The organism is Providencia sp. PROV141 (assembly GCF_028481645.1).
Lineage (GTDB): Bacteria > Pseudomonadota > Gammaproteobacteria > Enterobacterales > Enterobacteriaceae > Providencia > Providencia rettgeri.
Genome location: NZ_JAMPPR010000006.1, coordinates 13,748 through 39,559 on the forward strand (window position 1 = coordinate 13,748; position 25,812 = coordinate 39,559).

A 25,812-nucleotide genomic window follows, 5' to 3' on the forward strand; every position below is an offset into this window, starting at 1 on the left:
GAGATATAATCATGAGCTTTCCATTAAAAACATTGGTGGCTAGTATGGTTTTAGTGATGTCAGTGTCTGCTGTAGCTCAAGCTTCAAGTAAAGTTGTCATTGCACATCGTGGTGCAAGTGGTTACTTACCGGAACATACCCTACCTGCAAAAGCAATGGCTTACGCACAAGGTGCTGATTTTCTTGAGCAAGATTTAGTTATGACGAAAGATAACGAGCTTGTGGTCTTACATGACCATTATCTCGATCGCGTAACAGATGTTGCTGAACGTTTCCCTGATCGTGCCCGTAAAGATGGCCGTTACTATGCGATTGACTTTACCCTTGATGAAATCAAATCACTCAATTTTACAGAAGGATTTGATATTGTTGATGGCAAAAAAGTCCAAAGCTATCCGAACCGCTTCCCGATGGGCAAATCAGACTTCCGCGTTCATACCTTCCAAGAAGAGATTGAATTTGTTCAAGGATTAAACAAATCAACGGGTAAAAATATTGGTATCTACCCAGAAATTAAGGCGCCTTGGTTCCACCTACAAGAAGGCAAAGATATCACCAAGAAAACACTAGAAGTTCTTAAAGAATATGGCTACATCACCAAGGATTCCAACGTTTATCTACAATCATTTGACCCAAATGACCTAAAACGTATCAAAAATACCTTGATGCCAGAAATGGGGATGGATCTTAAATTAATTCAATTGATTGCTTACACCGATTGGAACGAGACTCAAGAACAAAAACCTGACGGGACGTGGGTCAATTACAATTATGATTGGATGATGAAACCGGGTGCTATGAAAGAAATTGCCACTTATGCAGATGGCATTGGCCCTGATTATCATATGCTAATTAGTGAAGAATCCACACCAAGCAATATCAAAGTGAATGGCATGGTCAAAGAAGCCCATGACAACAAAATGGCGGTTCATCCGTTCACTATCCGGGTTGATAAGCTGCCAAAATACGCCAAAGATGGGCAACAACTTTATGACATCATTTATAACCAAGCCGATGTCGATGGTGCCTTCACCGACTTCCCTGATTTAGGGGTTAAGTTCTTAGAGCAACAGAAACAAAAATAGTTTTCTGGGACAAAACAAGAATGCAGCCATTTGGCTGCATTCTCTTCAAGTTGACCATCTTAATTTAAATTTAAGCGATAGTGACAGGGAATGCGATCACATCACTGATTTTATCTGCATTTAAAGCAATCATAATCAGCCTATCAACCCCAACAGCGACACCAGAGCAATCAGGTAAACCATGCTCTAAAGCCGCGAGCAAGTGCTCATCAATAGGTGCGGTAGGTAGCCCCATAGCCGCTCGCTTACGGTTGTCTTGTTCAAATCGCTGACGTTGTTCGCTTGCATCAGTGAGTTCATGGAAACCATTCGCCAGTTCCATTCCCTTATAATACACCTCAAAACGTTCAGCAACGCGGTGATCTTCAGTGCTAATCACGGCAAGAGACGCTTGGGTTGCAGGGAAATGATACACAACAGCCGGTTTTTCTTTGCCAATATGAGGCTCAACACCCATGGTAAATAGCAGCTGTAGCAAGGTATCTTTATCTTCTTCAGTATCAGCGATATTGCTTAAATCTAAACGAGCTGCAACCTCACGTAATTCACTTTTTTCAGCAGATAACGGGTCAATATCCAAATAGCGTAAAAACGCTTGTTGGTATGAAAGTAGCTCTGCACTCTCACATTCTAAAACTTGTTGCAGTAGGTCATCCACTTCATTGATCAAGCGGTACATATCAAAATGCGGGCGGTACCACTCTAACATGGTAAATTCAGGATTATGATGCCGCCCTGCTTCTTCATTTCTAAAGCTACGACCTAACTGATAGATAGGACCACTACCGGCCGCTAATAAGCGTTTCATGTGGTATTCAGGGCTGGTCATTAAATACAAATTAATACCTTGCGCCGCACCAGGACCCACAAAATGCGTTTCAAATGGGACAAGATGAATGTCAGTGACTGTTGCCTGACTCATTGCGGGGGTTTCGACTTCAAGTACACAACGATCAGTAAAAAAACGTCTGATTTCCGCAATTATTTTTGCGCGCTGTAACAAGTTAGCGATGGGGGCGGTTGGCTGCCAATTCGCTATATCACTCATTAAGATGACTCCAAAATAAACTTAGTCGTGCAGTGTACCCACCTCACAGGCAACACACAATGCATTTACACTGATAATGCACATTTATCTGAACGTAAATACTTGCAACTGCCGACATGATGAGTAAGTAGAGATAGCCTGAAACATGATTAATTCTTATATTATGTGACATATCTGTTACTAAAAAAGCGAAACGATTCGCTTTCTCAATCTATTTTAAAATTTTCTGTTCAAAATTAAATTTATTCTAAAAATAAATAGTGAGACTCCTCGCAAATTAGCATTCAATATGAATTAAACTCTTCAGCTATAATAATAGTATTAATCACTGACTATTGATAAAACCTGACTAATTCACTTGGTTTTATACACTAAAAGTTTATGTAAATTTAATGATAATTATTTGAAATTCCTTTTTATTCGATGTTAACAGCCTAGAAAATCGAGTGATGTAAAAACAATTTATAAAAAGAAGATCTACCTCACACTTTATCACTAAATTTGGCCAAAACCCCCCTCTATATCAAATTTATCTTGAGGACTATTCGCTATAATTCACAGCATGATAAGTCATTATTAGCTATTATATTATTTACTATTAAAAAACAGATATTTCGTAGTTTAGCTTTAAGTTGAACTGAAAATAATGTAGCTAATTATCAAAAGTATTTAAAAGAATTTATCAATTTTACACTTGAACAATGGAGAAGCGCAGTGCAAACCTTCAATGCCGATTTAGCGATTATCGGGGCCGGGGGCGCAGGCTTACGTGCAGCAATTGCTGCCGCTGAAGCAAATCCCAATATCAAGATTGCTCTGGTCTCAAAAGTATACCCAATGCGTAGCCATACCGTGGCAGCAGAGGGGGGATCAGCAGCAGTTACTCAGGCTCATGACTCCTATGACTATCATTTTAATGATACTGTCGCTGGTGGGGACTGGCTGTGTGAGCAAGATGTCGTCGATTATTTCGTCGAACACTGCCCAACAGAAATGACCCAACTAGAGCTATGGGGCTGCCCGTGGAGCCGTAAACCAGATGGTTCAGTTAACGTTCGCCGTTTTGGTGGGATGAAAATTGAGCGTACGTGGTTTGCTGCTGATAAAACTGGCTTCCACATGCTCCATACCCTGTTCCAAACTTCATTAAAATATCCACAAATTCAACGTTTTGATGAACACTTCGTTCTCGATATCATTGTTGATGAAGGCCAAGTTCGCGGTCTTGTTGCATTAAATATGATGGAAGGCACAAAAGTCCAAATTCGTGCAAACTCCATTGTCATGGCAACAGGCGGAGCAGGACGCGTTTACCGTTACAACACCAATGGCGGTATTGTTACTGGTGATGGCATGGGGATGGCATTCCGCCATGGTGTCCCTTTACGTGATATGGAATTCGTTCAATATCACCCAACAGGCCTCCCAGGCTCAGGTATCTTGATGACAGAAGGTTGTCGTGGAGAAGGTGGTATCTTAGTCAATAAAGATGGCTATCGCTATCTGCAAGACTACGGAATGGGACCTGAAACACCACTGGGTAAACCTGAAAATAAATATATGGAACTCGGTCCTCGTGACAAAGTTTCCCAAGCATTCTGGCACGAATGGCGTGCAGGTCGCACCATTAGCACTCACCGTGGTGATGTCGTCTATCTGGATCTACGTCACCTTGGCGCAGAAAAACTACATGAGCGTTTACCATTTATTTGTGAATTGGCGAAAGCCTACGTGGGCGTCGACCCAGTAACAGACCCAATTCCTGTTCGCCCAACCGCTCACTACACTATGGGTGGTATCGAAACGGATCAACGTACAGAAACGCGCATTAAAGGCCTATTTGCCGTTGGTGAGTGTTCTTCTGTTGGCTTACACGGTGCAAACCGCTTAGGTTCTAACTCATTAGCTGAATTAGTGGTATTTGGTCGCTTGGCCGGTGAAGAAGCCGCTCGCCATGCTGCTGAAGCAACACCTGCCAATGCAAATGCTATCGAAGCCCGTACCCGTGATATCGAAGCTGACCTCAGTAAACTCATGAACCAAAAAGGGAAAGAGAGCTGGTCGAAAATTCGTGACGAAATGGGTATTTCAATGGAAGAAGGCTGCGGTATCTACCGTACTCCTGAATTAATGCAAAAAACCGTTGATAAGATTGCTGAACTGAAAGAACGCTTCAAACACGTCGAAATTACTGACCATAGCAGCGTATTTAACACTGACCTACTGTACACCATTGAATTAGGCTTTGGCCTTGATGTGGCGGAATGTATGGCTCACTCTGCAATCAACCGCAAAGAATCACGTGGTGCACACCAACGTCTCGACGAAGGTTGTACTGAGCGTGATGATGTGAATTTCCTTAAACATACTTTGGCATTCTATAACCCAGAGGGCTCCCCTCGTTTAGAATACAGTGATGTGAAAATCACGAAATCTCAGCCAGCTAAACGTGTTTACGGTGCCGAAGCTGAAGCTCAAGATAAGGCGAAGAAGGAGCAAGCTAATGGATGATATGAAACACCTAAAAATGGAGATCATGCGTTACAATCCGGAAACGGATAGTGAGCCCCATTTGGTGACGTATGATGTCCCTTACGACGAGCAAACTTCTTTGTTAGATGCGTTAGGCTATATCAAAGATAACCTCGCTCCAGACCTATCTTACCGCTGGTCTTGTCGTATGGCGATTTGTGGTTCTTGCGGCATGATGGTTGATAAAGTGCCTAAACTGGCGTGTAAAACATTCCTGCGTGAATACCCGCAAGGTATGAAAGTTGAGCCATTAGGTAACTTCCCAATTGAGCGCGACCTTGTTGTTGATATGACTCACTTTATTGAGCGTTTAGAGGCGATCAAACCGTATATTATCGGTAATGACCGTAAACCTTCTGAGGGCCCAAATAAGCAAACGCCTGCACAGATGGCCAAATACCATCAGTTCTCAGGCTGTATCAACTGTGGTCTGTGCTATGCAGCTTGCCCACAATTTGGACTGAACCCAGAGTTCATCGGCCCAGCCGCGATCACATTGGCAGAGCGCTACAATTTAGATAACCGAGACCATGGTGCGAAAGAACGCATGACCTTATTAAACGGTGACAATGGTGTCTGGAGCTGTACGTTTGTAGGCTACTGTTCTGAAGTCTGTCCTAAGCATGTCGACCCTGCTGGTGCTATTCAGCAAGGGAAAGTTGCCAGCGCGCAAGACTTTGTTATCGCCATGCTGAAGCCACGATAAGGAGAATTGAAGTCATGACTACGAAACGTAAACCCTATGTCAGAGAAATGAAGGGCGACTGGTGGCAAAAGCTGGGTTTTTACCGCTTTTACATCATGCGTGAAAGTACCTCCGTCCTTCAGGTCTGGTTCAGTATTTTAGTCCTGTATGGGGTATTTGCGCTGAAAAGCGGTCCAGAATCATGGGCTGGCTTTGTTGGGTTCTTAAGCAACCCAATCATTCTTATCATTAACATCATTACATTGGCTGCGACATTGCTGCATACCACGACGTGGTTCAACCTTGCGCCAAAAGCCGTCAGTATTATTGTGAAAGATAAGAAAATGTCTGATGAGCCTATCGTTAAAGGCTTCTGGGCTCTCACGATTGTTGTTACGGCGGCAATCTTAGCAATCGCATTGTTATTTTAATCTAAGGAGAATCTGATGAATCTAACGCCTAAACGTTCCGATGAGCCGATTTTCTGGGGGTTATTTGGTGCAGGTGGTATGTGGAGTGCCGTGATTGGCCCTGCAATCATCATTCTGTTAGGAATTTTAATTCCTCTCGGTGTGGCACCAGAAATGCTGAGCTATGAGCGCATTATGGCATTTAGCCAAAGCTTTATCGGCCGCGTATTCTTATTATTGATGATTATTTTGCCAGTGTGGTGTGGTATGCACCGTATTCACCATACGCTGCACGACTTTAAAATCCATGTCCCTGCGACCAAATGGGTTTTCTACGGTGGCTCAGCAATCATTAGTGTAATTGCAATTATTGGTGTATTTACTCTGTAAATAATTCAATCACACATTATTTTAATGAAAGGTATGACTGCGCATTGTCATACCTTTTCTTTTTTAGGGCTTAAAACCTCGAATAAGTGATTCTAAACCAAACAAAAATGCTTCTGTTCCGTCATCATTATCCATGATTTGAACAGCTTCCTTTAATAACAATGGCATAGCCCCATCTTGTTCAACATCTCTCTCAGCCATTGCCGCCAAATGTTCTTGCTGTTCAAGTACTGAACCTAATGTAAAGTGCCCCACTGCACTCACTGCGTAAAGGCCACTTTTTAATGAAAAACCGCTACCAACCATAAACTGCAATTGTTTTTCCACCGTGGCGTATTGCTCTGCACTAGGCCGCGTGCCTAAATGTACCTTTGCCCCATCACGGTAGCTAAGTAAGGCTCGACGAAAACTTAGTGCATTATGGCGCAAGAACTCCTGCCACGTTTCACCTTCAACAGGTAATGGATGGTCATGATGTCGTTTTAACATTTCAACCGATAATGCATCCAACAATGTGCGCTTGTTCTTCACATGCCAATACAGCGTGGGTTGCTCAACCCCGAGCTTTTGGGCCAATTTTCGCGTTGTCAGCCCCTCCATTCCCACTTCATTCAGCAAATCTAATGCAGCCGTAATAATGGTTTCTTTATCCAATCTTGCCATCGCTTTCCCCTTAATTTTCTATTGACACTCTATCACTGATAGGGATATATTCCAAATCTATCAATGATAGAGAAATAAATAATGAATAAATTTGCGATCACTGCATTAACGATCACCGCCCTTGATGCTATGGGGATCGGTTTGATCATGCCTGTTTTACCTGCCTTACTTCGTGAGTATGTAACCCTAGAAAACTTGGCAAATCATTACGGCATCTTGCTGGCTTTGTACGCCATCATGCAGGTGTTTTTTGCCCCAATATTGGGCAAGTGGTCTGATAAATTCGGCCGCAGGCCTATTTTGTTGATCTCCCTTGCAGGAGCCGCACTGGACTACAGTTTATTGGCTTTATCGAGCTCACTTTGGATGCTGTATTTAGGTCGTTTAATTTCAGGGATCACTGGCGCAACAGGCGCCGTAGCTGCTTCTGTTATTGCCGACAACACTGCCCCACAAGAGCGTACTAAGTGGTTTGGCCGATTAGGCGCAGCATTTGGGGTTGGGTTAATCGCCGGCCCTGCAATTGGTGGCTTCGCGGGGCAATTTTCCCCGCATTTACCTTTTGTTATTGCAGCTATCTTGAACGCATGCTCTTTTGTCGTGATCTGGCTTATTTTTAAAGATCAAAATAAAAATGCCATACAGAATGATCAAAATGAAACTGTAGAGCTGTCAGTTTCCTTCATACAGCTGATAAAACCCGTCATTTTGCTACTTTTCGTCTTTTTTATGGCACAGTTAATTGGCCAGATCCCTGCAACAACCTGGGTACTATTTACCGAAAATCGCTTCCAATGGAATAGTGTTCAAGTTGGATTATCTTTGGCAGGCTTAGGCGTTATGCATGCCCTATTCCAAGCTTTTGTTGCTGGTGCCATTGCCAAAAAATTCAATGAAAAGGTAACAATCATTGTCGGCTTTGTCGCAGACGGAAGCGCATTTATTATTTTGTCATTACTCACAGAAGGTTGGATGATCTACCCTACATTAATCTTACTCGCCGGCGGTAGTATTGCATTACCAGCACTACAAGGGTTAATGTCAGCTCACGTCAATCAAGCTAATCAAGGTAAATTACAAGGCGTATTGGTGAGTTTAACCAATGCCACAGGGGTAATTGGCCCATTACTATTTAGCTTTATTCTTGGCCTTACACTGGCAAGTTGGGACGGTTGGGTGTGGCTAATTGGTGCGATAATGTATGTTTTCTTGATCGTATTTATTTTATCTTTTTATAGAAGCAGCAGACAGATAGTTAAAATAGTGACACGACCGGCAAGCTAAATTTTAGCATATGAATATTAAATGCTATGATATCCCTATCAGATTTGCTTTTGGTACATGACGTTAAGAGATATTTCAATGACAATACAACCTAAAAAACCAAGAACAAAACCTGCGGAAGAAAGGCTTGATGACCTAATGAACGCAGCAGAAAAACTTTTTCTTTCCAAAGGTTTTGTCAATACTACGGTTAGCGAAATTGTCTTATCTGCGGATGTTGCAAAAGGAACCTTTTATCACTACTTCCAGTCAAAAAATGACATTATGGAAGCCTTACGCACTCGCTATATGGATTGGTATCTAGGCCACATCCAATCCGCTTTAGACTCACAAAAAAGTGCATCAGCCAAACTCCAATCATGGTGTGAAAATAGCGTCAAATACTATGTTGAAAAACAAAACATTCACGACATGCTATTTCATGACGAATACCACGGACGCAGTAATGATCATGAAACCCGTGCAGTTGAACAGATTAAAGCTATTTTAGCTTTTGGTGAACAAAACAAAGCATGGCCAGAATTGCCACATGAATTGATGGCGACAATGATTTATCACTCCATGCATGCTGCTGTTGATAATTTAGCCAATAGTACTGAGTATGATCAACATACTTTGGGTGAGATCCTATACCAACGATTCAGTCAATTGATCAACTAAATAATTTCGTTACAGTGGTTTTTCATTTTTATCGATCAAACCACTGTATTTCAATTTAGTCATTTTTGTTACCTTCCATTCCTTTCACTCAACATAATACAGAACCACACTAATAATTTATTTTCTTTTTAGATCAATTAAATAAAAAAAATACCTATTTCTTTTCTTGTTAATAATTCGTTATTAAATGCAAATGATTATTAATTGTATTGACTGATGGTCAGTCGTCGATCTATGCTAGCGCAAAATTCAACTGTTACCTTTACTTCATTGGCTTGGATTGCATGAATAACATCACACAACAAACCGACAAACTATCGACTATCAGCCTGTTAATTTCAGCCTTATTTTGTTCTACTGCGATGGGGTCTCCCCCTAAAAGTGATGTACTTGTCGTCACCGCCACAGAAAATGATGATATCGAACCCACAGGCTACGCTAATAAATCCCAATCAACGGCAACCAAAACTTCCGCATCATTATTGGAAACTCCACAGTTTGTTTCCATTATTAAACGTGAGCAAATGGACACACTGCCCTCTGAGTCTATCAGCCAAGCCTTGCGCTATAGCGCTGGGGTTACCAGTGAAAAATTTGGTGCTTTTGGCAATGGCATTGATTTCTCAAAAATCCGTGGATTCGATGCAGACTATTACTTAGATGGCCTGAAAGTGATTGGTAATAGTGGTATTTGGGGGCCGCAAATCGATTCATGGACACTAAATAGCCTCGAAGCTATTCATGGCCCATCTTCTGCATTATATGGCCAAGGTGGTGCTGGCGGGGTTATCAATATGCAATCTCGTCGACCAAGCGCTAATGAGTCTCATCAAATTCAATTCCAAAGAGGGAACTTTGATAACAATGCCGTGAAATTTGATACCACAGGTGCATTGAATGATAGCGAAACGTTATTTTATAGAATGAATGGGTTAGCATTATCAACGCATTCACAGGTCAATTCGTCCAAACAATCCCGCTATTTATTGGCTCCATCTCTCACTTGGCAACCTAATGAAAAACTGAGTTGGACGGTATTAAGCCAATATCAACGTGATCCTCATATTGGCCACTATAATACGCTACCCGCTCAAGCAATTGGCTTATTACCGAATCCAAATGGTAAGTTAGATTTTACCCAAAACTACAGCGACCCTAGACATGAGAAATCTGAACGCACTCAATGGTCTATTACTTCACTGGTCGACTATCAAATCACCCCTTCTCTCACTTTTAAACAGAATATGCGATATTCCGATGTCGATACGCATATTAAACGTGACTTTACTCGTGGCTTTTTAGCCGGTGATCGGCTACTTACCGCGGTTTACCAAGATTCGCCAAGCCAATCAAAAACGTTAGTTGCGGATAATCAACTGATTTACCAGCTTAATACCGGACCAATTAGCCATCAGTTGCTTTCCGGTTTTGATTACCAGACTGGAAAGCTCGATAAAGACTGGTGGGGATCGCAAACCGTCAGTTTTGATCCTTGGGTGAAACCTTATTATCCTGAGTTCAAACCCTATCCGGTATCCCGCACATCAACCACGCAACGATTTGATCGTTATGGCGTTTACTTACAAGACCAACTAAGTTGGCAACAATGGGATCTCATTCTCAGTGGGCGCTATGATTGGTCATACCTCGATACCGACAATAACCTGACAAAAACAACGCAAAAGAATGACACTTCCGCATGGAGCCAACGCGTTGGGCTGACCTACGCTTTCACAAGCGGTTTTTCACCGTGGATCAGTGTGTCTGATAGCTTTGATCCTGTTTTAGGCACTGATGCAGACGGCAAATCCTTTATTCCTACAGAATCAAAACAGACCGAAGTTGGGTTGAAATACCAAAACCAGGCAGGCGATATGATGGCAAGTGTCGCGCTATATGAATTAGAACAAAAAAATGTCACTACCCATAACCCTCTAAACCCTGATTATTACAACCAAACAGGGAAAATTCGTTCACGAGGAATGGATTTTGAAAGCCGAATCGCTATCACTCCCTCGCTAAATATAATGCTTAATTATGCCTATACAGATAACAAAATCACTGAAAGCCAAGATCTCTCAGTCCTAAATAAACACCCAGTACAAGTCCCAAAACATAGCGGTTCCGCATGGTTAGATTACCGCTTTCACACCCCTTATTTAGAAGGTGCTTTAGTTGGGGTGGGAGTACGTTATTTAGGGGAAACATGGGGTGACAATACCAACACCTTTAAAGTCCCTGCGGTATGGCTTGGGGATGTGAGCGCTAGGTACCAAATAGACGCACTCATTCCTGAATTAACAGGAATGGAAATTGGGCTCACCGTGAGTAATATCACCAATAAATCCTACGTCGCTAGCTGCACCAGTTCTACCTACTGCAGCATAGGCACGAATAGAACGTTATTTGCCAACCTCAATTACTATTTTTAATCGGCTAGGTTAGCACCCATGACCATTTCCAAAAGAGCATTTATCAAAGCAGGATTGGCGACTATGGCACTTAATTTAGTGCCATATCCTTCTTTTGCAGAGAATAAGCTCAGTGTTACCGATATTCTCGGCCGCTCAGTCGACTTTCCAAAAAATCCTGAGCGTATTTATTTGGCTGATCCAGCTCTAATGTTTCTCTACGCTGCACTCAATGAAAACAATTTCGTGGAGAAACTCGTCGCTATTCCAAACAACTTTCGCACGGCTGATTTACGCAGTTATCAGCAATATTGTACAGCTTTTCCGGCGATTCAAACACTCCCTCACCTTCCCTCGATTGGTGGAGCCCAAGCGAACTTAGAAACGATATTAATGCTACAACCTGAAGTGATATTTACCACAACCGGGACGTTTTCAGGTTTACAAGCCAACGGGTTACTAGCGCTATTACAACGTGTAAAAATTCCCGTCATTGCGCTTGATATGAGTGTTGATCCCATTGGTAATACACCCAAAAGCATTTCCATCATGGCTGATGTTTTTCAACAACAAGATAGAGCAAAGCAAATCAACCAATTTATTAAAACTCAACTGGGTAGAGTAAAAGGCCGTTTGCAAAGTGCAAAACCTATTAAACCCAAAGTTCTCCTTGAAAGAGCCGCTGGCTTCACTGATGAATGCTGTCTAGCTTATGGAAATGGCAACTTTGCCCAATTTCTTAGTTTTGCGGGTGGAGAAAATGTAGCTAAACAATATATTCATGGGACTTATGGTGTTCTCAATCAGGAAGCCATCATCCACACTGAAGCACAAATGGTGATTGTGACAGGAACGGATTGGAGCGGCTATAACCCAAAAGGCAATTGGGTGGGTTTAGGGCCTGGGGCTGATTTAGCTATTGCAAAACAGAAGCTGAAACAGCTAATGGCACGTAATGCGTTTAAGACCTTAAGTGCCGTGAAACAACAGCAGGTTCATGCCATTTGGCACACATTCTATGATAGCCCTTTTGGCTTTATCGCAGTCTTAAAGCTCGCTAGTTGGCTCCACCCGACGCTATTTGCTGACCTTGATGCCGATAACGTTTTTAAAACCTTCACCGAACAATTCTTACCTGTAAAGTGGGAAGAAGGCTATTGGGTTTCACTTTAATAAAAAGGCTAATATGACCATGATTTATTCCCCTGATCCATTACGTCAACAAGTTGAAAAACAAAGTAATGGACAACGCACCATTATTTATAGCCCCAAGGGCCAACCTAATTATGTTTTCATTATTCCACGCTTCAACCTAGAGGATATTGATAAGCGATTGGGAAGTGGAATTCACCCTGCTTTTATTATCAATAACCAGCCCATCGATGCTTTTTATTACTCTTGCTACTGCGCAAGTTTGCTTGATGGCGAATTAGTCAGTCAGCCAGATCAAATACCTGCATGCAACCTTGATTTATTACAATTTCAATTACTGGCTAAGCAAAGTGGTAAAGGATGTCATATCAGTAGCAATGCCGAATGGTGCGCCATTTCAGCATTGACCAATCAATATAATGGCATTGTTCAAGGCAATACCGATTATGGCCGTAACTATTATTCCCATGATGAATTCACTCCAAGAATAGATAGCCTTGCCACAGGTGATTTACATGGAACGCCAACAACCCGAACCAATGCACAATGGGAAAACTGGCATCATAACCATCAACTTTCAGGTATTAGTGACTTAGTAGGAAATCTGTGGGAATGGCAAACGGGTGCTCGGTTACACTCAGGTGAAATCCAAGTGATCCCAAATAATGATGCAGCCATCAACTTAGAGTACTCATCCGCAAATTGGTGCGCTATTGACATGACGACTAACGAGTATATCCCGATAAACAGTTCAACAAGTGCCAAATATGACTCGCCAATTTCTAAAACTGATGGCAATGCAGGAACCCCAATCATTTCACAAAATATCTTGAATTTTAACGGCGAGCCGAGTGACTCCAGCTACCCCGCAGGTCTACTCGATAGCCCTTTTCGTTTGCTTGATAGTACAAGCCAAGAGCAAATACTGACTTTACTGAAAGTATTGGGCTTTGCGCCTTATAAAGCGAAACAAGCCAGTGACCAAATTTATCTACGCAATTATGGTGAGCGCGCTCTAATGCGTGGGGGAGCATGGTATTCACAAGCCAGCGCTGGTATCGATGCCCTGTGCCTTAGCCACACTGAACGCCATAAAAGTACCACGGTAGGAGCTAGGACTGCTTGGATACTCTAGCCTGCAAATTAATATTGCTAGCCCCATAGGGGGACTAGCAAAAATATTAAAGCCTAAGTCAGCTTAGGCTTTGGAAGCCAAGCTGAAATAAAATAGGAAAGCCCACAAACCGCAATAAATAGCCCAACATAACCTAAGTTAAAGTGACTTAAATAACTGACAATTAGAGGGGTGATCCCACCGATAGATGCAGCTGCACTATTATAACCAATACCTAATATTGTTGCCTGTCCGTCAGATTTATCCATCAGTACAGCTGATAAATTACACAATATCATCGCTGAGTATGCAGACATAACGACTTGAGCAAAAAAGACTAGAAGCAAATTATCTATTTGTAATAAAAAATAAAGTGGCGCTGAAAACAATACCATCCCAATAACGCCTATATCAAAAACAAATTTAGCCGAACCATACTTATCTGTTAACCAACCACATATCATCATAAAAACTAGCAATAAACCGGATGAAAATATTTCATAATAATTTTTTATCTCATCTATCTTTAATTGTTGAATAATTAGTGAGGTTGACAAACTTTGAGAGTAAAAAGTGACAGTTCCAGGAATGGTAAATAAAAACACCAAAAAAATACGGTACCAGCTGAACATTATTTCTCTGTTTGATTCATTTTTATAATCGGGTAATTTAGCTCTAAACCAAAAACTAATTAAAATATTAATTAAACCAATTAATAATGGGATCCTCCATCCAATTGACTGCATAGTATCTTCAGATAACGTATTCTTTAGCATGAAAACGATAGCTAATGATGCAATAACTCCACACAAAGAACTACCAACAATAATTGACGAAACTCTAGACCGAATATTTCCATCTAAATCCTTAAATAAGTACGTAATTAGAGAAGGGAACTCTCCTGCGAAACTAAAAGAAAGAGCTAACTGCAAAATTAATATCACTAATGGCGTATAGTTCCCTAATAATTCAATGGGTAACAGTGCCATCATTAATGTTGCCGTACCTGTTATCAAGCTTGTTAATACTAGGGCTGACTTTTTTCCTACCGTATCAGCATAGCGACCGATAACATATCCGCCTAAAGGGCGGATTAAAAAACGTAATGCAAAGATACCCCATACCATTTCTGTCGCTTGAGAATAACCTAATTTAGTTAATTCAATACTTAAATAAGTAGATATAGCTGCAAAAACTGCAATATCATAGTATTCCAAAGCATTACCAGCAACTACACCAAATCTAAATTTCCATTTCATTTTGATATTTACATCCATTTAAAAATGATAAAGTATTTTAATTATTTCAATGTACATTTAAATTTAAGGATAGCTTACTAAGGTTTCTAAGCAGGCTAGTGTAATTCCATTTTCCTTTAATGCCATAAATAGACCACTAGAAGAAGCATGTGGACAATCAAGTTTTTCTTTAATTCTTTGAATTCTCTTATGTTCACAAACTTCTGAACAACCTTGTATATAGCTAATTTCTTTTACTTTACAATGTGATAATAATAACCTAATAGTTACAATCTCTTTTCGGGTAAAACGAATATTTCCAAACCGCATGTATTGATGCACGTCTAAAATTTCAGCTTCTTTTTCATTATTATCCAAATTATTTTCTACCAATAACTCTATATTCTCTCTTAAAGGTAAATAATCATCATTTGATTTCCATATTCCATGTGCATAATCAGCAATTGTTGGACGACATTTATATATTGCGAACATCTCTTTAATTGAAAGCTTTCTTTTTGAATTAATTGAAGTTATTTCATATACACTTCCATATTTGGTACAAAAATCCACCTTCAACTCATTCTTTTTCGTTCTCAATAAAGTTTCCATATAAGCTTTAGAGTAATTATTCCAATATTGTATCCCTGATGATAGCCTCTCACTCATTAGTTTATCTAGATCTGCATCCCAATAGACCAATAACCATTCGTAGTTATTCGAAATAATGTTAACCTTCTTATTACTAACATCAACTCTAGAAAAAGAAAGATCAATATCATTCCAGTCAAAATAATTAGAAAATGTATCATTCAAACCAGCACAAGCTTTTTCCAAAATAATATTTTTAACATCCATAATAAATCCCTTTAAGTTTAAAAATAATTAACATCGAGAGACGTATCTTTATCATAGGATGAAAAATATTCAAAGTATTATTTAATTAGACTATTAAATATAGGACTGATAACTTTATATTAATATGAAATAAAAATTTAAACTTAATCATTAAATAAACAATAATTGGAGATAAAAAATGAAAAAAGATTGGCATTCAGCAGACATTATTGCAGCAATAAAGAAAAAAGGCTCTTCTCTTTCTGCCATATCACGACAAGCCGGACTAAACTCATCAACATTAAATAATGCGCTTTCAAGACGTTGGCCTAAAGGAGAAAGAATTATTGCTGAGTTTTTGGATATACCTGCATCTGAAATTTGGCCATCGCGTTATAATGAAAAATAACATAAGAATAGTTATCTCTATGTCTCCAAAATATCAAAAAAAAGCGGGTAACTTTCTCTGTCACCCGCTTATTATTTATTAATTAAAATATGCTTAATTTGAAAGCTAACTTGATACTTTTAAACCAATTAACCCGGTAATAATCAATGCAAGGCTTAACAAGCGGAACATATTCGCGGATTCACCGAGAAAAATAATTCCCACAATCGCAGTACCAATCGCACCTATCCCAGTCCAAATGGCATAAGCCGTGCCGACCGGCAAATCACGCATGGCATAAGCCAATAACCCCATACTCGCAATAATGGCGAGAATAGTGATGATACTCGGAGTTAATCGGGTGAAGCCATGGCTGTATTTTAGCCCTACAGCCCATACAACTTCTAGTAAACCCGCAAATAAAAGGACGATCCAAGCCATGCTCGTTTCTCGCGTAAATAACTTGGGGCCGTCCCCATATTTAAATGACGTTGATTCAGGTCGTCCTGAATACGTATGATGTATAAATACATTATAAATATTCACAGACCTAGGCTCAAGCAACGAAAAATAACAAATAAGCGCAAATCAACCATAAAATTTAACCTTTTTATACCGTTTTTTATTATTAAGCATCATAGCCATCGCACTCAAAATTATACACATGTAAAGTAGATGTCTAATCTGGCAAGTTCATCGAGAAAACAGCATGAGTCTCAGAGACATCTTACTCGCCCTTTGTGTGGTGGTTATTTGGGGTGTTAACTTCGTTATCATTAAGCTCGGCGTTACCGCACTTCCGCCGTTATTATTAGGCGCATTACGTTTCATGTTTGTGGCCTTTCCTGCTATTTTTATTTTTAAGCGCCCCAAAATTCCGTTCAAATTATTGCTTCTCTATGGGCTCACCATCAGCTTTGGTCAATTTGCCTTCTTATTTTGCGCGATTAGAGTGGGTATGCCAGCGGGGATTACCTCTGTCATATTGCAATCCCAAGCGTTCTTTACGCTATTGCTCGGCGCAATGATTTTAAAAGAATCATTACAACCAACCCATTTTATTGGCATGTTTATCGCGATTGCAGGGCTAACGGTTTTAGCCAATGGCGCCACCTCCGGTGGATTAGATGATATTCCATTACTAGGCCTAGCATTCACTTTAATTGCTGGTTTATCATGGGCTTGTGGAAACATCACCAATCGAATCATAATGAAACAGGAAGGCGCAGAGAAATGCAGCGCCCTATCATTGGTCAGTTGGAGCGCGCTGATCCCAATCATCCCCTTTTTGATTAGTTCATGGGTTTTAGAAGGTGAAGAAGCCATTGTTGAAGGGCTATCAGGTTTTAATTGGTCAGTCTTTGGTGTCATTATCTATTTAGCTTATTTATCAACATTTGTCGGCTATGGGCTTTGGGGAGTCCTGCTCGGTCGTTATGAAGCTTGGCGTGTTGCTCCTTTTTCATTGTTGGTTCCTGTCTTTGGTTTAAGCAGCAGTGCTTTATTCCTTGGGGAGCATATAAATGGCGTACAAGTTGCTGGCCTCGTTTTAATCATGTTTGGTCTAATTACCACGCTTTTTGGTAAAAAAATAATCCAACAATTAAGACGAGCCTAGTTAACCAATTAATAGTCGGGAGTTTTTTAGCTTCCGATTATTTTCTTTTCTTTAACCATTCTCGTATCAACAAAAACACCGCAATAGTTATTATCACTAAAAAACACCAAAAACCCAGATAAAAAACCAACTCATTAGATAATCGCTAGCTCAAAACCAGATAAAATCCAATAAATAATCCTAAATTAGTGATACTGGCAACAATTATTAAATTTATCTCAAATTTCAATTAGGTGTCTCGTTTTAGCTACTTTTTCTTTAACTTAACTATGGCTATATCTTCCTCAGTTTCACTTAAATAAATAACAAATATCATTCATTGAACAGATGGGGATGGCTATGGGTAAACAATTTATTTGGATTGTGCTCGCTCTGCTCGGTGCTTTTTCACTTGGCTACATCGCTTTATATCGTGGCGAACAAATCAATGCCTTGTGGATCGTCGTCGCAGCCGTATGTATTTATCTGATTGCATACCGCTATTACGGGCTTTTTATTGCTAAAAAAGTACTCCAAGTTGACGCAACTCGTATGACACCAGCAATTCGTCATAATGATGGCTTAGATTACGTACCAACAGATAAAAAAGTATTATTTGGTCACCACTTTGCCGCTATCGCAGGCGCCGGCCCACTGGTTGGCCCTGTTCTTGCAGCGCAAATGGGCTATTTACCCGGTATGTTGTGGCTACTCGCTGGGGTTGTGCTAGCAGGTGCCGTACAAGACTTTATGGTGTTGTTTGTCTCAACACGTCGAGATGGCCGCTCACTGGGTGAATTAGTCAAAGAAGAAATGGGCAATACCGCAGGGGTGCTGGCTTTAATCGCTTGTTTTATGATTATGGTAATCATCTTAGCCGTACTTGCCATGATTGTCGTAAAAGCCCTTACTCATAGCCCATGGGGAACTTATACAGTTGCCTTTACTATTCCTTTAGCGATTTTTATGGGGATTTATACCCGTTATATCCGCCCAGGACGCATTGGTGAAGTTTCTATTATTGGGCTCGTTTTCCTTGTATTTGCAATTATCTCAGGGGGTTGGGTTGCTGAAAGCGAAACTTGGGCGCCTTACTTTGACTATACTGGTGTTCAACTCACTTGGATGTTAGTCGGTTATGGCTTTGTTGCTGCCGTTTTGCCAGTTTGGCTGTTACTCGCTCCCCGCGACTACCTATCAACCTTCTTAAAAATCGGGACTATCATTGGTTTGGCAATTGGTATTTTAATCCTCAATCCAAATCTACAAATGCCCTCGCTGACGAAATATATTGATGGTACAGGCCCAGTTTGGGCAGGTGATTTGTTTCCATTCTTATTTATTACCATTGCTTGTGGCGCCGTTTCTGGCTTCCATGCACTAATTTCATCAGGCACCACACCAAAAATGTTGGCTAATGAAAACCAAGCTTGCTTCATTGGTTATGGTGGCATGTTAATGGAATCTTTTGTGGCAATTATGGCGTTGGTTGCCGCTTGTGTGATTGACCCGGGTGTTTATTTTGCCATGAATAGTCCCATGGCGATGTTAGCTCCCGCAGGTACGCAAGATGTGGTCGCATCTGCAGCACAAGTGGTAAGTAGTTGGGGCTTCCAGATCACTCCTGAGCAGCTCAACAGCATTGCTAATGACGTGGGGGAAACCAGTATTATTTCACGGGCAGGCGGTGCGCCAACACTGGCAGTTGGGATGGCGTATATTCTTCACGGTGCGCTTGGCGGCTTGATGAATGTGGCGTTCTGGTACCACTTTGCCATATTATTTGAAGCATTATTTATTTTAACCGCGGTGGATGCAGGAACCCGAGCAGCACGTTTTATGCTACAAGATTTACTGGGAGTGGTGTCTCCATCTTTGAAACGTACGGATTCGCTACCCGCCAACTTGATAGCAACTGCACTGTGTGTGCTAGCTTGGGGTTATTTCCTCCACCAAGGCGTTGTCGACCCACTTGGTGGTATTAACACCTTGTGGCCATTGTTTGGTATCGCGAACCAAATGTTAGCAGGTATGGCATTAATGCTGTGTGCTGTGGTACTGTTCAAAATGAAGCGCCAAAGATACGCATGGGTCGCTTTAGTACCAACGGCTTGGCTGTTAATCTGTACGATGACTGCAGGCTGGGAAAAAACCTTCAGTGAAGATGCCCGTGTAGGTTTCTTAGCTGTAGCAAATAAATTCCAAGCAATGATTGATAGCGGCAATATTCCTGTTCAATATACAGAGTCTCAATTAACTCAGTTAATTTTCAATAACCGCTTAGATGCAGGATTAACTATTTTCTTTATGATTGTCGTGGTATTACTAGCTCTATTCTCCATCCGCACTGCGTTGAAGGCATTAAAATCCGACCAACCAACAGCGAATGAAGTACCATACGAACCCATGCCAGCCAATTATGAAGAAATCGTGGCAAATACGCGCCATCATTGATTTTCGCAGAAAAGCTTGTCACTGTTTAGGACATATACTCTTTCTCCAAAATAATTCACGTTGGAGCAAGGCGGCAAAGAAGATAATCCCTAGGAGCATACTCCAGTATGTGACTAGGGTTAGCGAATGAAGCCAACGCAGCAACAGCGTGAAGTATGAAGGAGAAACTAGGAGCATACATAACAGTATGTGACTAGGGTTAGCGGATGAAGCCAACGCAGCAACAGCGTGAAGTATGAAGGAGAAACCAGAAGCATACATAACAGTATGTGACTAGGGTAGCCAAGCGAAGTCAACAACGCTGTAGCGCGAAGTATGAAGGAGAAAAAAATGTTTGGAGAACTGGGAAAAGCAGCCCGCTACCTAGGCCAAGCGGCAAAAATGATGGTTGGCGTTCCCGATTACGACAACTACGTCGCTCATATGCAAAGAACACACCCTGACCAAACGCCTATGACCTATGAAGAGTTTTTCAAAGAGCGTCAAGACGCACGTTACGGTGGCAAAGGTGGGTTTAAGTGCTGTTAACCACTTAAAATAGACAAAAAAAGCCGTGGACTTAAGCCACGGCTTTTTATTTCTAACGATTGAGTATAGGATCAACCGTTATTTTACGCGTGAAACATACTCACCTGAACGAGTATCAACACGGATAACTTCACCGATCTGAACGAACAGAGGAACCTTAACCACTGCGCCAGTGCTCAGTGTTGCAGGTTTACCACCTGTACCTGCGGTATCCCCTTTCAGGCCTGGGTCAGTATCGGTAATTTCTAACTCAACAAAGTTAGGTGGAGTTACCGCGATAGGACGGCCGTCCCACAGTGTTAAAATACATTCTGCTTGGTCAACTAACCATTTCGCGTTATCGCCAACGGTTTTTTCGTCCGCTGCTAACTGTTCAAAAGTTTCGTTGTTCATGAAATGCCAGAACTCACCGTCGTTGTACAGGTAAGTTAAGTTCATATCCATGACATCTGCACCTTCAACAGAGTCAGTAGACTTAAATGTTTTTTCCAACAGTTTGTTAGAAATTAGTTTACGGATACGCACGCGTGCGAATGCTTGACCTTTACCCGGTTTGACGAATTCACTTTCTAAAACGACACAAGGCTCGCCATCTAACATGATTTTAAGACCTGAGCGGAATTCATTGGTACTATAAGTAGCCATGGTGATCCTCTAATTTATAAACTAAAAATGGCATAGCCAAAAAATGGTCGATATTGTAACTCAAAATACCTCATCCAGAGAAGTCTGGATACAACAACTTGCTGAAGCAATCACTAATCCAGATGAATTGCTGCAAATACTTAACCTAGAAAATCATCTTTTATCGAAAGAAGGCAGTGAGGCACGCAAATTATTTCCTTTACGCGTTCCAATGCCCTTTATTTCCCGCATGAAAAAAGGCGATCCACTAGACCCTCTGTTATTGCAGGTATTAACTGCAAAAGCAGAGTTTGATATACATCCAGGTTTTTCTACTGACCCACTAGAAGAGCAGGATAATGAAATTCCAAGTTTACTGCATAAATACCACAACCGCGCATTACTGCTGGTAAAAGGTGGCTGTGCAGTCAACTGTCGCTACTGTTTTCGCCGGCATTTTCCTTACGAAGACAACAAAGGAAATAAAAATAACTGGTTGATGGCTGTGGATTATATAAAAAACCACACCGAACTCAATGAAATCATCTTCTCAGGTGGTGATCCGTTGATGGCAAAAGACCATGAACTTGATTGGCTCATCAGCCAATTAGAGGCGATTTCTCATATAAAACGCCTTAGAATTCATACTCGTTTGCCTGTGGTGATACCAGAACGCATCACAGATACGCTCTGTAAACGGCTTGCTAGCTCTAGGTTACAGGTCATTATGGTTACACACGTTAATCATGCTAACGAAATTGACGAGCTATTCAGCAAGGCAATGCAAAAACTAAAACTATCAGGTGTGACATTATTAAACCAAAGCGTATTACTGCGCCAAGTTAATGACAACGTGACGGCTCTGATGAATTTAAGTAATGCCTTATTTGATGCAGGTATTTTGCCTTATTACTTACATGTATTAGATAAAGTTCAAGGCGCTGCGCACTTTTTAGTGAGTGATACCGAAGCTAGACAATTGATACAGCAATTACTGAGTAAGGTCTCTGGGTACCTTGTACCTAAGCTCGCTCGGGAAATTGGGGGAGAGCCAAGTAAAACACTGCTTGACCTTAACTTAAGGCAGAACTAGAAAGCAAAACGCCCAAATAATTATTTGGGCGCTATGAATTCATTTTAGGGGCACTTATAAACTTGGCCAACCATTTTGCTATCTAATGGAATGAAGCTAGATAACACGGTTTCACTTGGACTTGATGCACCAAAAATCACGTTACCGCCCATCGCCGCTGCTTTATTACGTAAATCATTTGCTGCGCTGCGCATTGAGCTAGATTCATTGTTGACACCACTCAACCAGTTGCTTTGAGTCCCTGCAACCTGACCGAGAAGTTGGCAATCACTTCCAGGTTGATTCTCAACAAAACGAACTTGTGAGCCTGCCGCAGTCAAATTAGTTGTTGTTGAACAACCTGCTAAAAGCAATAATGCAGCAGCACCAAGCAAGACTTTAATTCGCATGTTTTCCCTCATTTTTCATTGTGTTTTTGCAGCTGGTTTGAAAATCGCTTTAGTTCCAATAGCCTACTAATTGAAATATCTAGAAGGTGATTAACATACAGCGCCATAATTGCCACACATCACCAGCCGAATAGAGTCTACCACAAATTAATCAAGAACCTGCTCTATTCTTTGCTAATTCAAACCACTTACCTTACGTTAAATATAACCTGCGAAGCAACATTGACGCAAAAATAAATCGTATAACGCATTAATTGTATCTTGTTTTGATATATTACCTTCATCAATAATTAATGGTTATTTATTAATTAAAAATCAATAAAAAAACCGGCACCGCTAGAAATATAACGATGCCGGTCTTATGGTGGGTAGCCCTAACCTAGTTAGTAACTACTTGAGCTTGATGTCGCCAACTGGCTTACATCATACCGCCCATTCCACCCATGCCGCCCATACCAGCAGCACCTAAGTCAGGTGCATCTGATTTTGGCAGATCAGTGATCATCGCTTCAGTTGTGATCATCAGACCTGCGATAGACGCTGCGAATTGCAAAGCAGAACGCGTTACTTTAGTTGGATCTAAGATACCCATGTCGATCATATCGCCATAAGTGTCAGTTGCTGCGTTGTAACCTTCGTTGCCTTTAGCAGCTTTAACGTTGTTAACAACCACAGAAGCTTCTTCACCTGCGTTAGTGACGATTTGACGCATAGGTGATTCCATCGCACGTAGAGCAACACGAATACCAACTGTTTGCTCTTCGTTATCACCTTTCATGCCTTCCAGTTTCGCTGCAACGCGAACCAGTGCAGTACCACCACCAGCAACAACGCCTTCTTCAACGGCTGCGCGAGTTGCATGCAAAGCATCGTCAACACGAGCACGTTTTTCTTTCATTTCAACTTCAGTTGCTGCACCCACTTTAATTACCGCTACACCACCTGCTAATTTAGCAACGCGTTCTTGCAGTTTTTCACGGTCGTAATCTGAAGAAGATTCTTCGATTTGCTGACGGATTTGTGCAACACGGCCAGCAATAGCAGACTCTTCACCCACACCATCAATGATAGTGGTCGTATCTTTGTTGATAACGATACGTTTTGCTTGACCTAAATCTTCTAATGTCGCTTTTTCTAACTCCATACCGATCTCTTCAGAGATAACAGTACCATTAGTCAGAATTGCGATATCTTGCAGCATTGCTTTACGACGGTCACCAAAGCCCGGTGCTTTAACCGCGGCAACTTTAACAATACCACGCATGGTGTTAACAACCAGAGTTGCCAGCGCTTCACCTTCAACATCTTCAGCGATGATTAATAGTGGTTTGCTTGCCTTAGCAACGCCTTCTAATACTGGCAGTAATTCACGGATGTTAGAAACTTTTTTGTCAACTAACAGGATGAATGGGTTTTCTAACTCAACAGCACCTGTTTCTGGTTTGTTGATGAAGTAAGGAGACAGGTAACCGCGGTCAAATTGCATACCTTCAACCACATCCAGCTCGTCTTCCAGACCAGTACCTTCTTCAACTGTGATAACGCCTTCTTTACCGACTTTATCCATCGCTTCTGCAATTAATTTACCCACGGTTTCGTCGGAGTTTGCAGAAATAGTACCAACCTGTGCGATTGATTTAGTGTCTGAACAAGGAACAGACAGTGCTTTCAGTTCTTCAACAGCAGCAACAACTGCTTTGTCGATACCGCGTTTCAGGTCCATTGGGTTCATACCCGCAGCGACCGCTTTTAAGCCTTCAGTAATGATAGCTTGAGCTAGTACAGTTGCCGTTGTGGTACCGTCACCCGCTGCGTCGTTAGCTTTAGAAGCAACTTCTTTCACCATCTGAGCGCCCATGTTTTCGAATTTGTCTTCTAATTCGATTTCACGTGCAACTGAAACACCATCTTTGGTGATAACTGGTGAGCCAAAAGATTTATCTAAAACTACGTTACGGCCTTTAGGACCTAAAGTCACTTTTACTGCGTCTGCCAGAACATTCACACCACGAAGCATTTTCGTACGTGCATCACTACCAAATTTAACGTCTTTAGCTGCCATTATCTCTTTCCTTCAAATTCTTTTCGTTCGTTGAGAAGTTTTAAGTGAAAATTACGCTTCAACAATTGCCAGAATGTCACTTTCGGACATAATCAGGACTTCTTCATTGTCGATTTTTTCAGCTTTCACGCCATAACCATCGTTAAAGATTACGATATCGCCAACTTTCACATCCAGTGCTTTGATTTCACCATTTTCGAGGATGCGGCCGTTGCCAACTGCAAGAACTTCACCACGAGTTGATTTGCTTGCGGCAGTACCCGTCAGAACGATCCCGCCTGCAGATTTTGATTCAACTTCTTTACGTTTAACGATAACACGGTCATGCAATGGACGAATTTTCATTAATAGTTCTCCTATAAATAAAGTCCATACTAGGTAAAAGGACGATACCAGCATGTCTTAAATAAACTAGTACCATGTTTGAGCAGATTGGGGCGAAGAAGAGGAACTTCAAGGGGGGAGATAAAAAATTTTTCATTTTTATCTCCCCATAAATAGGATGGTTTTATGGTTTAGGACGATCGTCTTTATCTGATGAATCTGAATTATCGATTGTAAAAGAAGGATCATCTTGCTTACGTTGGAATTCCCCCTCAAAAGTATCGCCACGTTGAAAGCCGCTATTTCCCGTTTGGTTAAAACCAGAACCTGGTTGGTAGAAACGAATATGAGGAATTAAGCGCATTACAATAAGCTTTTGAATTGGCGGTAGTAATAACAGTAAGCCAATAAAATCCGTAAAGAACCCAGGCACAATCAACAAGAAACCCGCTAAGACCAATGCAACGCTCTTGATCATTTCAGCTGCTGGGCTTTCACCCGACGCTAACTTTTGTTGGATTTGCAGTACATTTTTCATACCTTGATTTTTCACAAGTGACACACCTAAGCAGGATGTCAAAACGACTAAAATTAACGTCATTAAAACTCCAACTTCAGATGCAACCCGCACAAAAATGACGGATTCAATGTAAACGAGAATACATATCAGAATGAGTGGTAACCAGCGCACAAGTTCTCCTTTATTTCAATAAGCTATCGATTATTTTACGCCCCTAGGGAAACCTTTGTGAACTGCATCTAAGAGACAACCATCAATATTCGCTTTTTTCTTCAGTATAGCCATAATAATTGGGGCAGATATAACGCTTTTCAACTCACAGAT

General features: G+C 41.2%; 25 protein-coding genes. 15 read left to right on the forward strand and 10 right to left on the reverse strand.

Going from position 1 to position 25,812, the window contains the following annotated elements; translation table 11 throughout:
• Positions 1-11: 11 nt before the first annotated feature.
• Entirely contained in the window at positions 12-1,085 is a 1,074-nt protein-coding gene (gene glpQ / locus PSF09_RS04210) for a glycerophosphodiester phosphodiesterase (RefSeq protein ID WP_272683529.1), read from the forward strand.
• A 70-nt stretch (positions 1,086-1,155) separates the two neighbouring features.
• Here glpQ and epmA read toward each other — a convergent pair whose 3' ends face one another.
• Positions 1,156-2,133 (reverse strand): elongation factor P--(R)-beta-lysine ligase, encoded by a 978-nt coding sequence (epmA, locus tag PSF09_RS04215; RefSeq protein WP_272664380.1) that lies wholly within the window; start codon positions 2,131-2,133, stop codon positions 1,156-1,158.
• A gap of 714 nt (positions 2,134-2,847) precedes the next feature.
• Between epmA and frdA the strand changes: the two genes are divergently transcribed.
• Genes frdA through frdD form a run of 4 tightly spaced genes read left to right on the forward strand, consistent with a single transcriptional unit; the run spans position 2,848 to position 6,150 of the window.
• Complete coding sequence (gene frdA, locus PSF09_RS04220) at positions 2,848-4,644, forward strand: fumarate reductase (quinol) flavoprotein subunit (protein ID WP_102137997.1); 1,797 nt, start codon at positions 2,848-2,850, stop codon at positions 4,642-4,644.
• The gene (locus tag PSF09_RS04225; protein ID WP_004258616.1) at positions 4,637-5,371 is read left to right on the forward strand and encodes a succinate dehydrogenase/fumarate reductase iron-sulfur subunit; all 735 of its coding nucleotides are present in this window, start codon (positions 4,637-4,639) and stop codon (positions 5,369-5,371) included. Before frdA ends, PSF09_RS04225 begins: the two co-directional genes overlap by 8 nt.
• A 14-nt stretch (positions 5,372-5,385) precedes the next feature.
• On the forward strand, positions 5,386-5,781 hold the full coding sequence (gene frdC, locus PSF09_RS04230) for a fumarate reductase subunit FrdC (RefSeq protein WP_004258617.1): 396 nt from the start codon (positions 5,386-5,388) through the stop codon (positions 5,779-5,781).
• 15 nt (positions 5,782-5,796) lie between these two features.
• Positions 5,797-6,150 carry a fumarate reductase subunit FrdD gene (frdD, locus tag PSF09_RS04235; RefSeq protein ID WP_004258620.1) on the forward strand — a complete coding sequence of 118 codons (354 nt, stop codon included), beginning with the start codon at positions 5,797-5,799 and terminating at the stop codon, positions 6,148-6,150.
• Positions 6,151-6,213: 63 nt separating this feature from the next.
• Here frdD and tetR read toward each other — a convergent pair whose 3' ends face one another.
• Positions 6,214-6,813 carry a tetracycline resistance transcriptional repressor TetR gene (gene tetR / locus PSF09_RS04240; RefSeq protein WP_210840143.1) on the reverse strand — a complete coding sequence of 200 codons (600 nt, stop codon included), beginning with the start codon at positions 6,811-6,813 and terminating at the stop codon, positions 6,214-6,216.
• An 81-nt stretch (positions 6,814-6,894) separates the two neighbouring features.
• Between tetR and tet the strand changes: the two genes are divergently transcribed.
• From tet to PSF09_RS04265, 5 genes are all read left to right on the forward strand, one after another.
• Positions 6,895-8,097: a Tet(A)/Tet(B)/Tet(C) family tetracycline efflux MFS transporter gene (tet, locus tag PSF09_RS04245; protein WP_272664382.1), complete on the forward strand. Its 1,203-nt coding sequence runs from the start codon at positions 6,895-6,897 to the stop codon at positions 8,095-8,097.
• Positions 8,098-8,175: 78 nt separating this feature from the next.
• A complete protein-coding gene (locus PSF09_RS04250) occupies positions 8,176-8,757 on the forward strand; it encodes a TetR/AcrR family transcriptional regulator (protein WP_272664383.1) in 582 nt (193 codons plus the stop codon).
• 284 nt (positions 8,758-9,041) lie between these two features.
• Positions 9,042-11,189 (forward strand): TonB-dependent siderophore receptor, encoded by a 2,148-nt coding sequence (locus tag PSF09_RS04255; protein ID WP_272683530.1) that lies wholly within the window; start codon positions 9,042-9,044, stop codon positions 11,187-11,189.
• 18 nt (positions 11,190-11,207) lie between these two features.
• Positions 11,208-12,341 (forward strand): ABC transporter substrate-binding protein, encoded by a 1,134-nt coding sequence (locus PSF09_RS04260; protein ID WP_272683531.1) that lies wholly within the window; start codon positions 11,208-11,210, stop codon positions 12,339-12,341.
• Between the two features lie 19 nt (positions 12,342-12,360).
• Positions 12,361-13,455, forward strand: a complete 1,095-nt coding sequence (locus PSF09_RS04265; RefSeq protein ID WP_272683532.1) for a hypothetical protein — start codon at positions 12,361-12,363, stop codon at positions 13,453-13,455.
• A gap of 53 nt (positions 13,456-13,508) precedes the next feature.
• On the opposite strand, the gene PSF09_RS04270 is transcribed toward PSF09_RS04265, so the two are convergent.
• Both PSF09_RS04270 and PSF09_RS04275 read right to left on the reverse strand, forming a co-directional pair.
• Positions 13,509-14,693 carry an MFS transporter gene (locus PSF09_RS04270; RefSeq protein WP_272683608.1) on the reverse strand — a complete coding sequence of 395 codons (1,185 nt, stop codon included), beginning with the start codon at positions 14,691-14,693 and terminating at the stop codon, positions 13,509-13,511.
• 63 nt (positions 14,694-14,756) lie between these two features.
• Complete coding sequence (locus PSF09_RS04275) at positions 14,757-15,530, reverse strand: hypothetical protein (RefSeq protein WP_272683533.1); 774 nt, start codon at positions 15,528-15,530, stop codon at positions 14,757-14,759.
• A 178-nt stretch (positions 15,531-15,708) separates the two neighbouring features.
• Between PSF09_RS04275 and PSF09_RS04280 the strand changes: the two genes are divergently transcribed.
• Positions 15,709-15,918, forward strand: coding sequence for a helix-turn-helix domain-containing protein (locus tag PSF09_RS04280; protein ID WP_272664389.1), 210 nt, complete (start codon positions 15,709-15,711; stop codon positions 15,916-15,918).
• Between the two features lie 105 nt (positions 15,919-16,023).
• Here the strand turns inward: PSF09_RS04280 and sugE are convergent, their stop codons facing one another.
• Positions 16,024-16,338, reverse strand: a complete 315-nt coding sequence (gene sugE, locus PSF09_RS04285) for a quaternary ammonium compound efflux SMR transporter SugE (protein ID WP_272683534.1) — start codon at positions 16,336-16,338, stop codon at positions 16,024-16,026.
• A gap of 268 nt (positions 16,339-16,606) precedes the next feature.
• On the opposite strand from sugE, the gene PSF09_RS04290 reads away from it, so the two are divergent.
• From PSF09_RS04290 to PSF09_RS04300, 3 genes are all read left to right on the forward strand, one after another.
• Positions 16,607-17,515: an EamA family transporter gene (locus PSF09_RS04290; protein ID WP_272664391.1), complete on the forward strand. Its 909-nt coding sequence runs from the start codon at positions 16,607-16,609 to the stop codon at positions 17,513-17,515.
• Between the two features lie 339 nt (positions 17,516-17,854).
• On the forward strand, positions 17,855-19,948 hold the full coding sequence (gene cstA / locus PSF09_RS04295) for a pyruvate/proton symporter CstA (RefSeq protein WP_004908095.1): 2,094 nt from the start codon (positions 17,855-17,857) through the stop codon (positions 19,946-19,948).
• A gap of 330 nt (positions 19,949-20,278) precedes the next feature.
• Complete coding sequence (locus PSF09_RS04300; protein ID WP_004908094.1) at positions 20,279-20,476, forward strand: YbdD/YjiX family protein; 198 nt, start codon at positions 20,279-20,281, stop codon at positions 20,474-20,476.
• Between the two features lie 78 nt (positions 20,477-20,554).
• Here the strand turns inward: PSF09_RS04300 and efp are convergent, their stop codons facing one another.
• Positions 20,555-21,121: an elongation factor P gene (efp, locus tag PSF09_RS04305; RefSeq protein WP_004258667.1), complete on the reverse strand. Its 567-nt coding sequence runs from the start codon at positions 21,119-21,121 to the stop codon at positions 20,555-20,557.
• Between the two features lie 43 nt (positions 21,122-21,164).
• Between efp and epmB the strand changes: the two genes are divergently transcribed.
• Positions 21,165-22,193, forward strand: a complete 1,029-nt coding sequence (gene epmB, locus PSF09_RS04310) for an EF-P beta-lysylation protein EpmB (protein WP_210839689.1) — start codon at positions 21,165-21,167, stop codon at positions 22,191-22,193.
• A 44-nt stretch (positions 22,194-22,237) separates the two neighbouring features.
• Here epmB and PSF09_RS04315 read toward each other — a convergent pair whose 3' ends face one another.
• The 4 genes from PSF09_RS04315 to PSF09_RS04330 all read right to left on the reverse strand — a co-directional run bounded on the left by PSF09_RS04315 (position 22,238) and on the right by PSF09_RS04330 (position 25,659).
• Positions 22,238-22,582, reverse strand: coding sequence for a DUF4156 domain-containing protein (locus tag PSF09_RS04315; protein WP_004908089.1), 345 nt, complete (start codon positions 22,580-22,582; stop codon positions 22,238-22,240).
• Positions 22,583-23,000: 418 nt separating this feature from the next.
• Entirely contained in the window at positions 23,001-24,644 is a 1,644-nt protein-coding gene (groL, locus tag PSF09_RS04320) for a chaperonin GroEL (protein WP_210839703.1), read from the reverse strand.
• Between the two features lie 51 nt (positions 24,645-24,695).
• Positions 24,696-24,989: a co-chaperone GroES gene (locus PSF09_RS04325; protein WP_004908085.1), complete on the reverse strand. Its 294-nt coding sequence runs from the start codon at positions 24,987-24,989 to the stop codon at positions 24,696-24,698.
• A 163-nt stretch (positions 24,990-25,152) separates the two neighbouring features.
• A complete protein-coding gene (locus PSF09_RS04330; RefSeq protein ID WP_272664392.1) occupies positions 25,153-25,659 on the reverse strand; it encodes an FxsA family protein in 507 nt (168 codons plus the stop codon).
• Positions 25,660-25,812 lie beyond the last annotated feature (153 nt).

Excerpts from the sequence above, each read along its gene's own strand:
- glpQ (WP_272683529.1), top strand. The coding sequence starts at position 12 with ATGAGCTTTCCATTAAAAACATTGGTGGCTAGTATGGTTTTAGTGATG.
- epmA (WP_272664380.1), bottom strand. The coding sequence starts at position 2,133 with ATGAGTGATATAGCGAATTGGCAGCCAACCGCCCCCATCGCTAACTTG.
- PSF09_RS04225 (WP_004258616.1), top strand. The coding sequence starts at position 4,637 with ATGGATGATATGAAACACCTAAAAATGGAGATCATGCGTTACAATCCG.
- frdC (WP_004258617.1), top strand. The coding sequence starts at position 5,386 with ATGACTACGAAACGTAAACCCTATGTCAGAGAAATGAAGGGCGACTGG.
- frdD (WP_004258620.1), top strand. The coding sequence starts at position 5,797 with ATGAATCTAACGCCTAAACGTTCCGATGAGCCGATTTTCTGGGGGTTA.
- tetR (WP_210840143.1), bottom strand. The coding sequence starts at position 6,813 with ATGGCAAGATTGGATAAAGAAACCATTATTACGGCTGCATTAGATTTG.
- tet (WP_272664382.1), top strand. The coding sequence starts at position 6,895 with ATGAATAAATTTGCGATCACTGCATTAACGATCACCGCCCTTGATGCT.
- PSF09_RS04250 (WP_272664383.1), top strand. The coding sequence starts at position 8,176 with ATGACAATACAACCTAAAAAACCAAGAACAAAACCTGCGGAAGAAAGG.
- PSF09_RS04255 (WP_272683530.1), top strand. The coding sequence starts at position 9,042 with ATGAATAACATCACACAACAAACCGACAAACTATCGACTATCAGCCTG.
- PSF09_RS04260 (WP_272683531.1), top strand. The coding sequence starts at position 11,208 with ATGACCATTTCCAAAAGAGCATTTATCAAAGCAGGATTGGCGACTATG.
- PSF09_RS04265 (WP_272683532.1), top strand. The coding sequence starts at position 12,361 with ATGATTTATTCCCCTGATCCATTACGTCAACAAGTTGAAAAACAAAGT.
- PSF09_RS04270 (WP_272683608.1), bottom strand. The coding sequence starts at position 14,693 with ATGAAATGGAAATTTAGATTTGGTGTAGTTGCTGGTAATGCTTTGGAA.
- PSF09_RS04275 (WP_272683533.1), bottom strand. The coding sequence starts at position 15,530 with ATGGATGTTAAAAATATTATTTTGGAAAAAGCTTGTGCTGGTTTGAAT.
- PSF09_RS04280 (WP_272664389.1), top strand. The coding sequence starts at position 15,709 with ATGAAAAAAGATTGGCATTCAGCAGACATTATTGCAGCAATAAAGAAA.
- sugE (WP_272683534.1), bottom strand. The coding sequence starts at position 16,338 with ATGGCTTGGATCGTCCTTTTATTTGCGGGTTTACTAGAAGTTGTATGG.
- PSF09_RS04290 (WP_272664391.1), top strand. The coding sequence starts at position 16,607 with ATGAGTCTCAGAGACATCTTACTCGCCCTTTGTGTGGTGGTTATTTGG.
- cstA (WP_004908095.1), top strand. The coding sequence starts at position 17,855 with ATGGGTAAACAATTTATTTGGATTGTGCTCGCTCTGCTCGGTGCTTTT.
- PSF09_RS04300 (WP_004908094.1), top strand. The coding sequence starts at position 20,279 with ATGTTTGGAGAACTGGGAAAAGCAGCCCGCTACCTAGGCCAAGCGGCA.
- efp (WP_004258667.1), bottom strand. The coding sequence starts at position 21,121 with ATGGCTACTTATAGTACCAATGAATTCCGCTCAGGTCTTAAAATCATG.
- epmB (WP_210839689.1), top strand. The coding sequence starts at position 21,165 with ATGGTCGATATTGTAACTCAAAATACCTCATCCAGAGAAGTCTGGATA.
- PSF09_RS04315 (WP_004908089.1), bottom strand. The coding sequence starts at position 22,582 with ATGCGAATTAAAGTCTTGCTTGGTGCTGCTGCATTATTGCTTTTAGCA.
- groL (WP_210839703.1), bottom strand. The coding sequence starts at position 24,644 with ATGGCAGCTAAAGACGTTAAATTTGGTAGTGATGCACGTACGAAAATG.
- PSF09_RS04325 (WP_004908085.1), bottom strand. The coding sequence starts at position 24,989 with ATGAAAATTCGTCCATTGCATGACCGTGTTATCGTTAAACGTAAAGAA.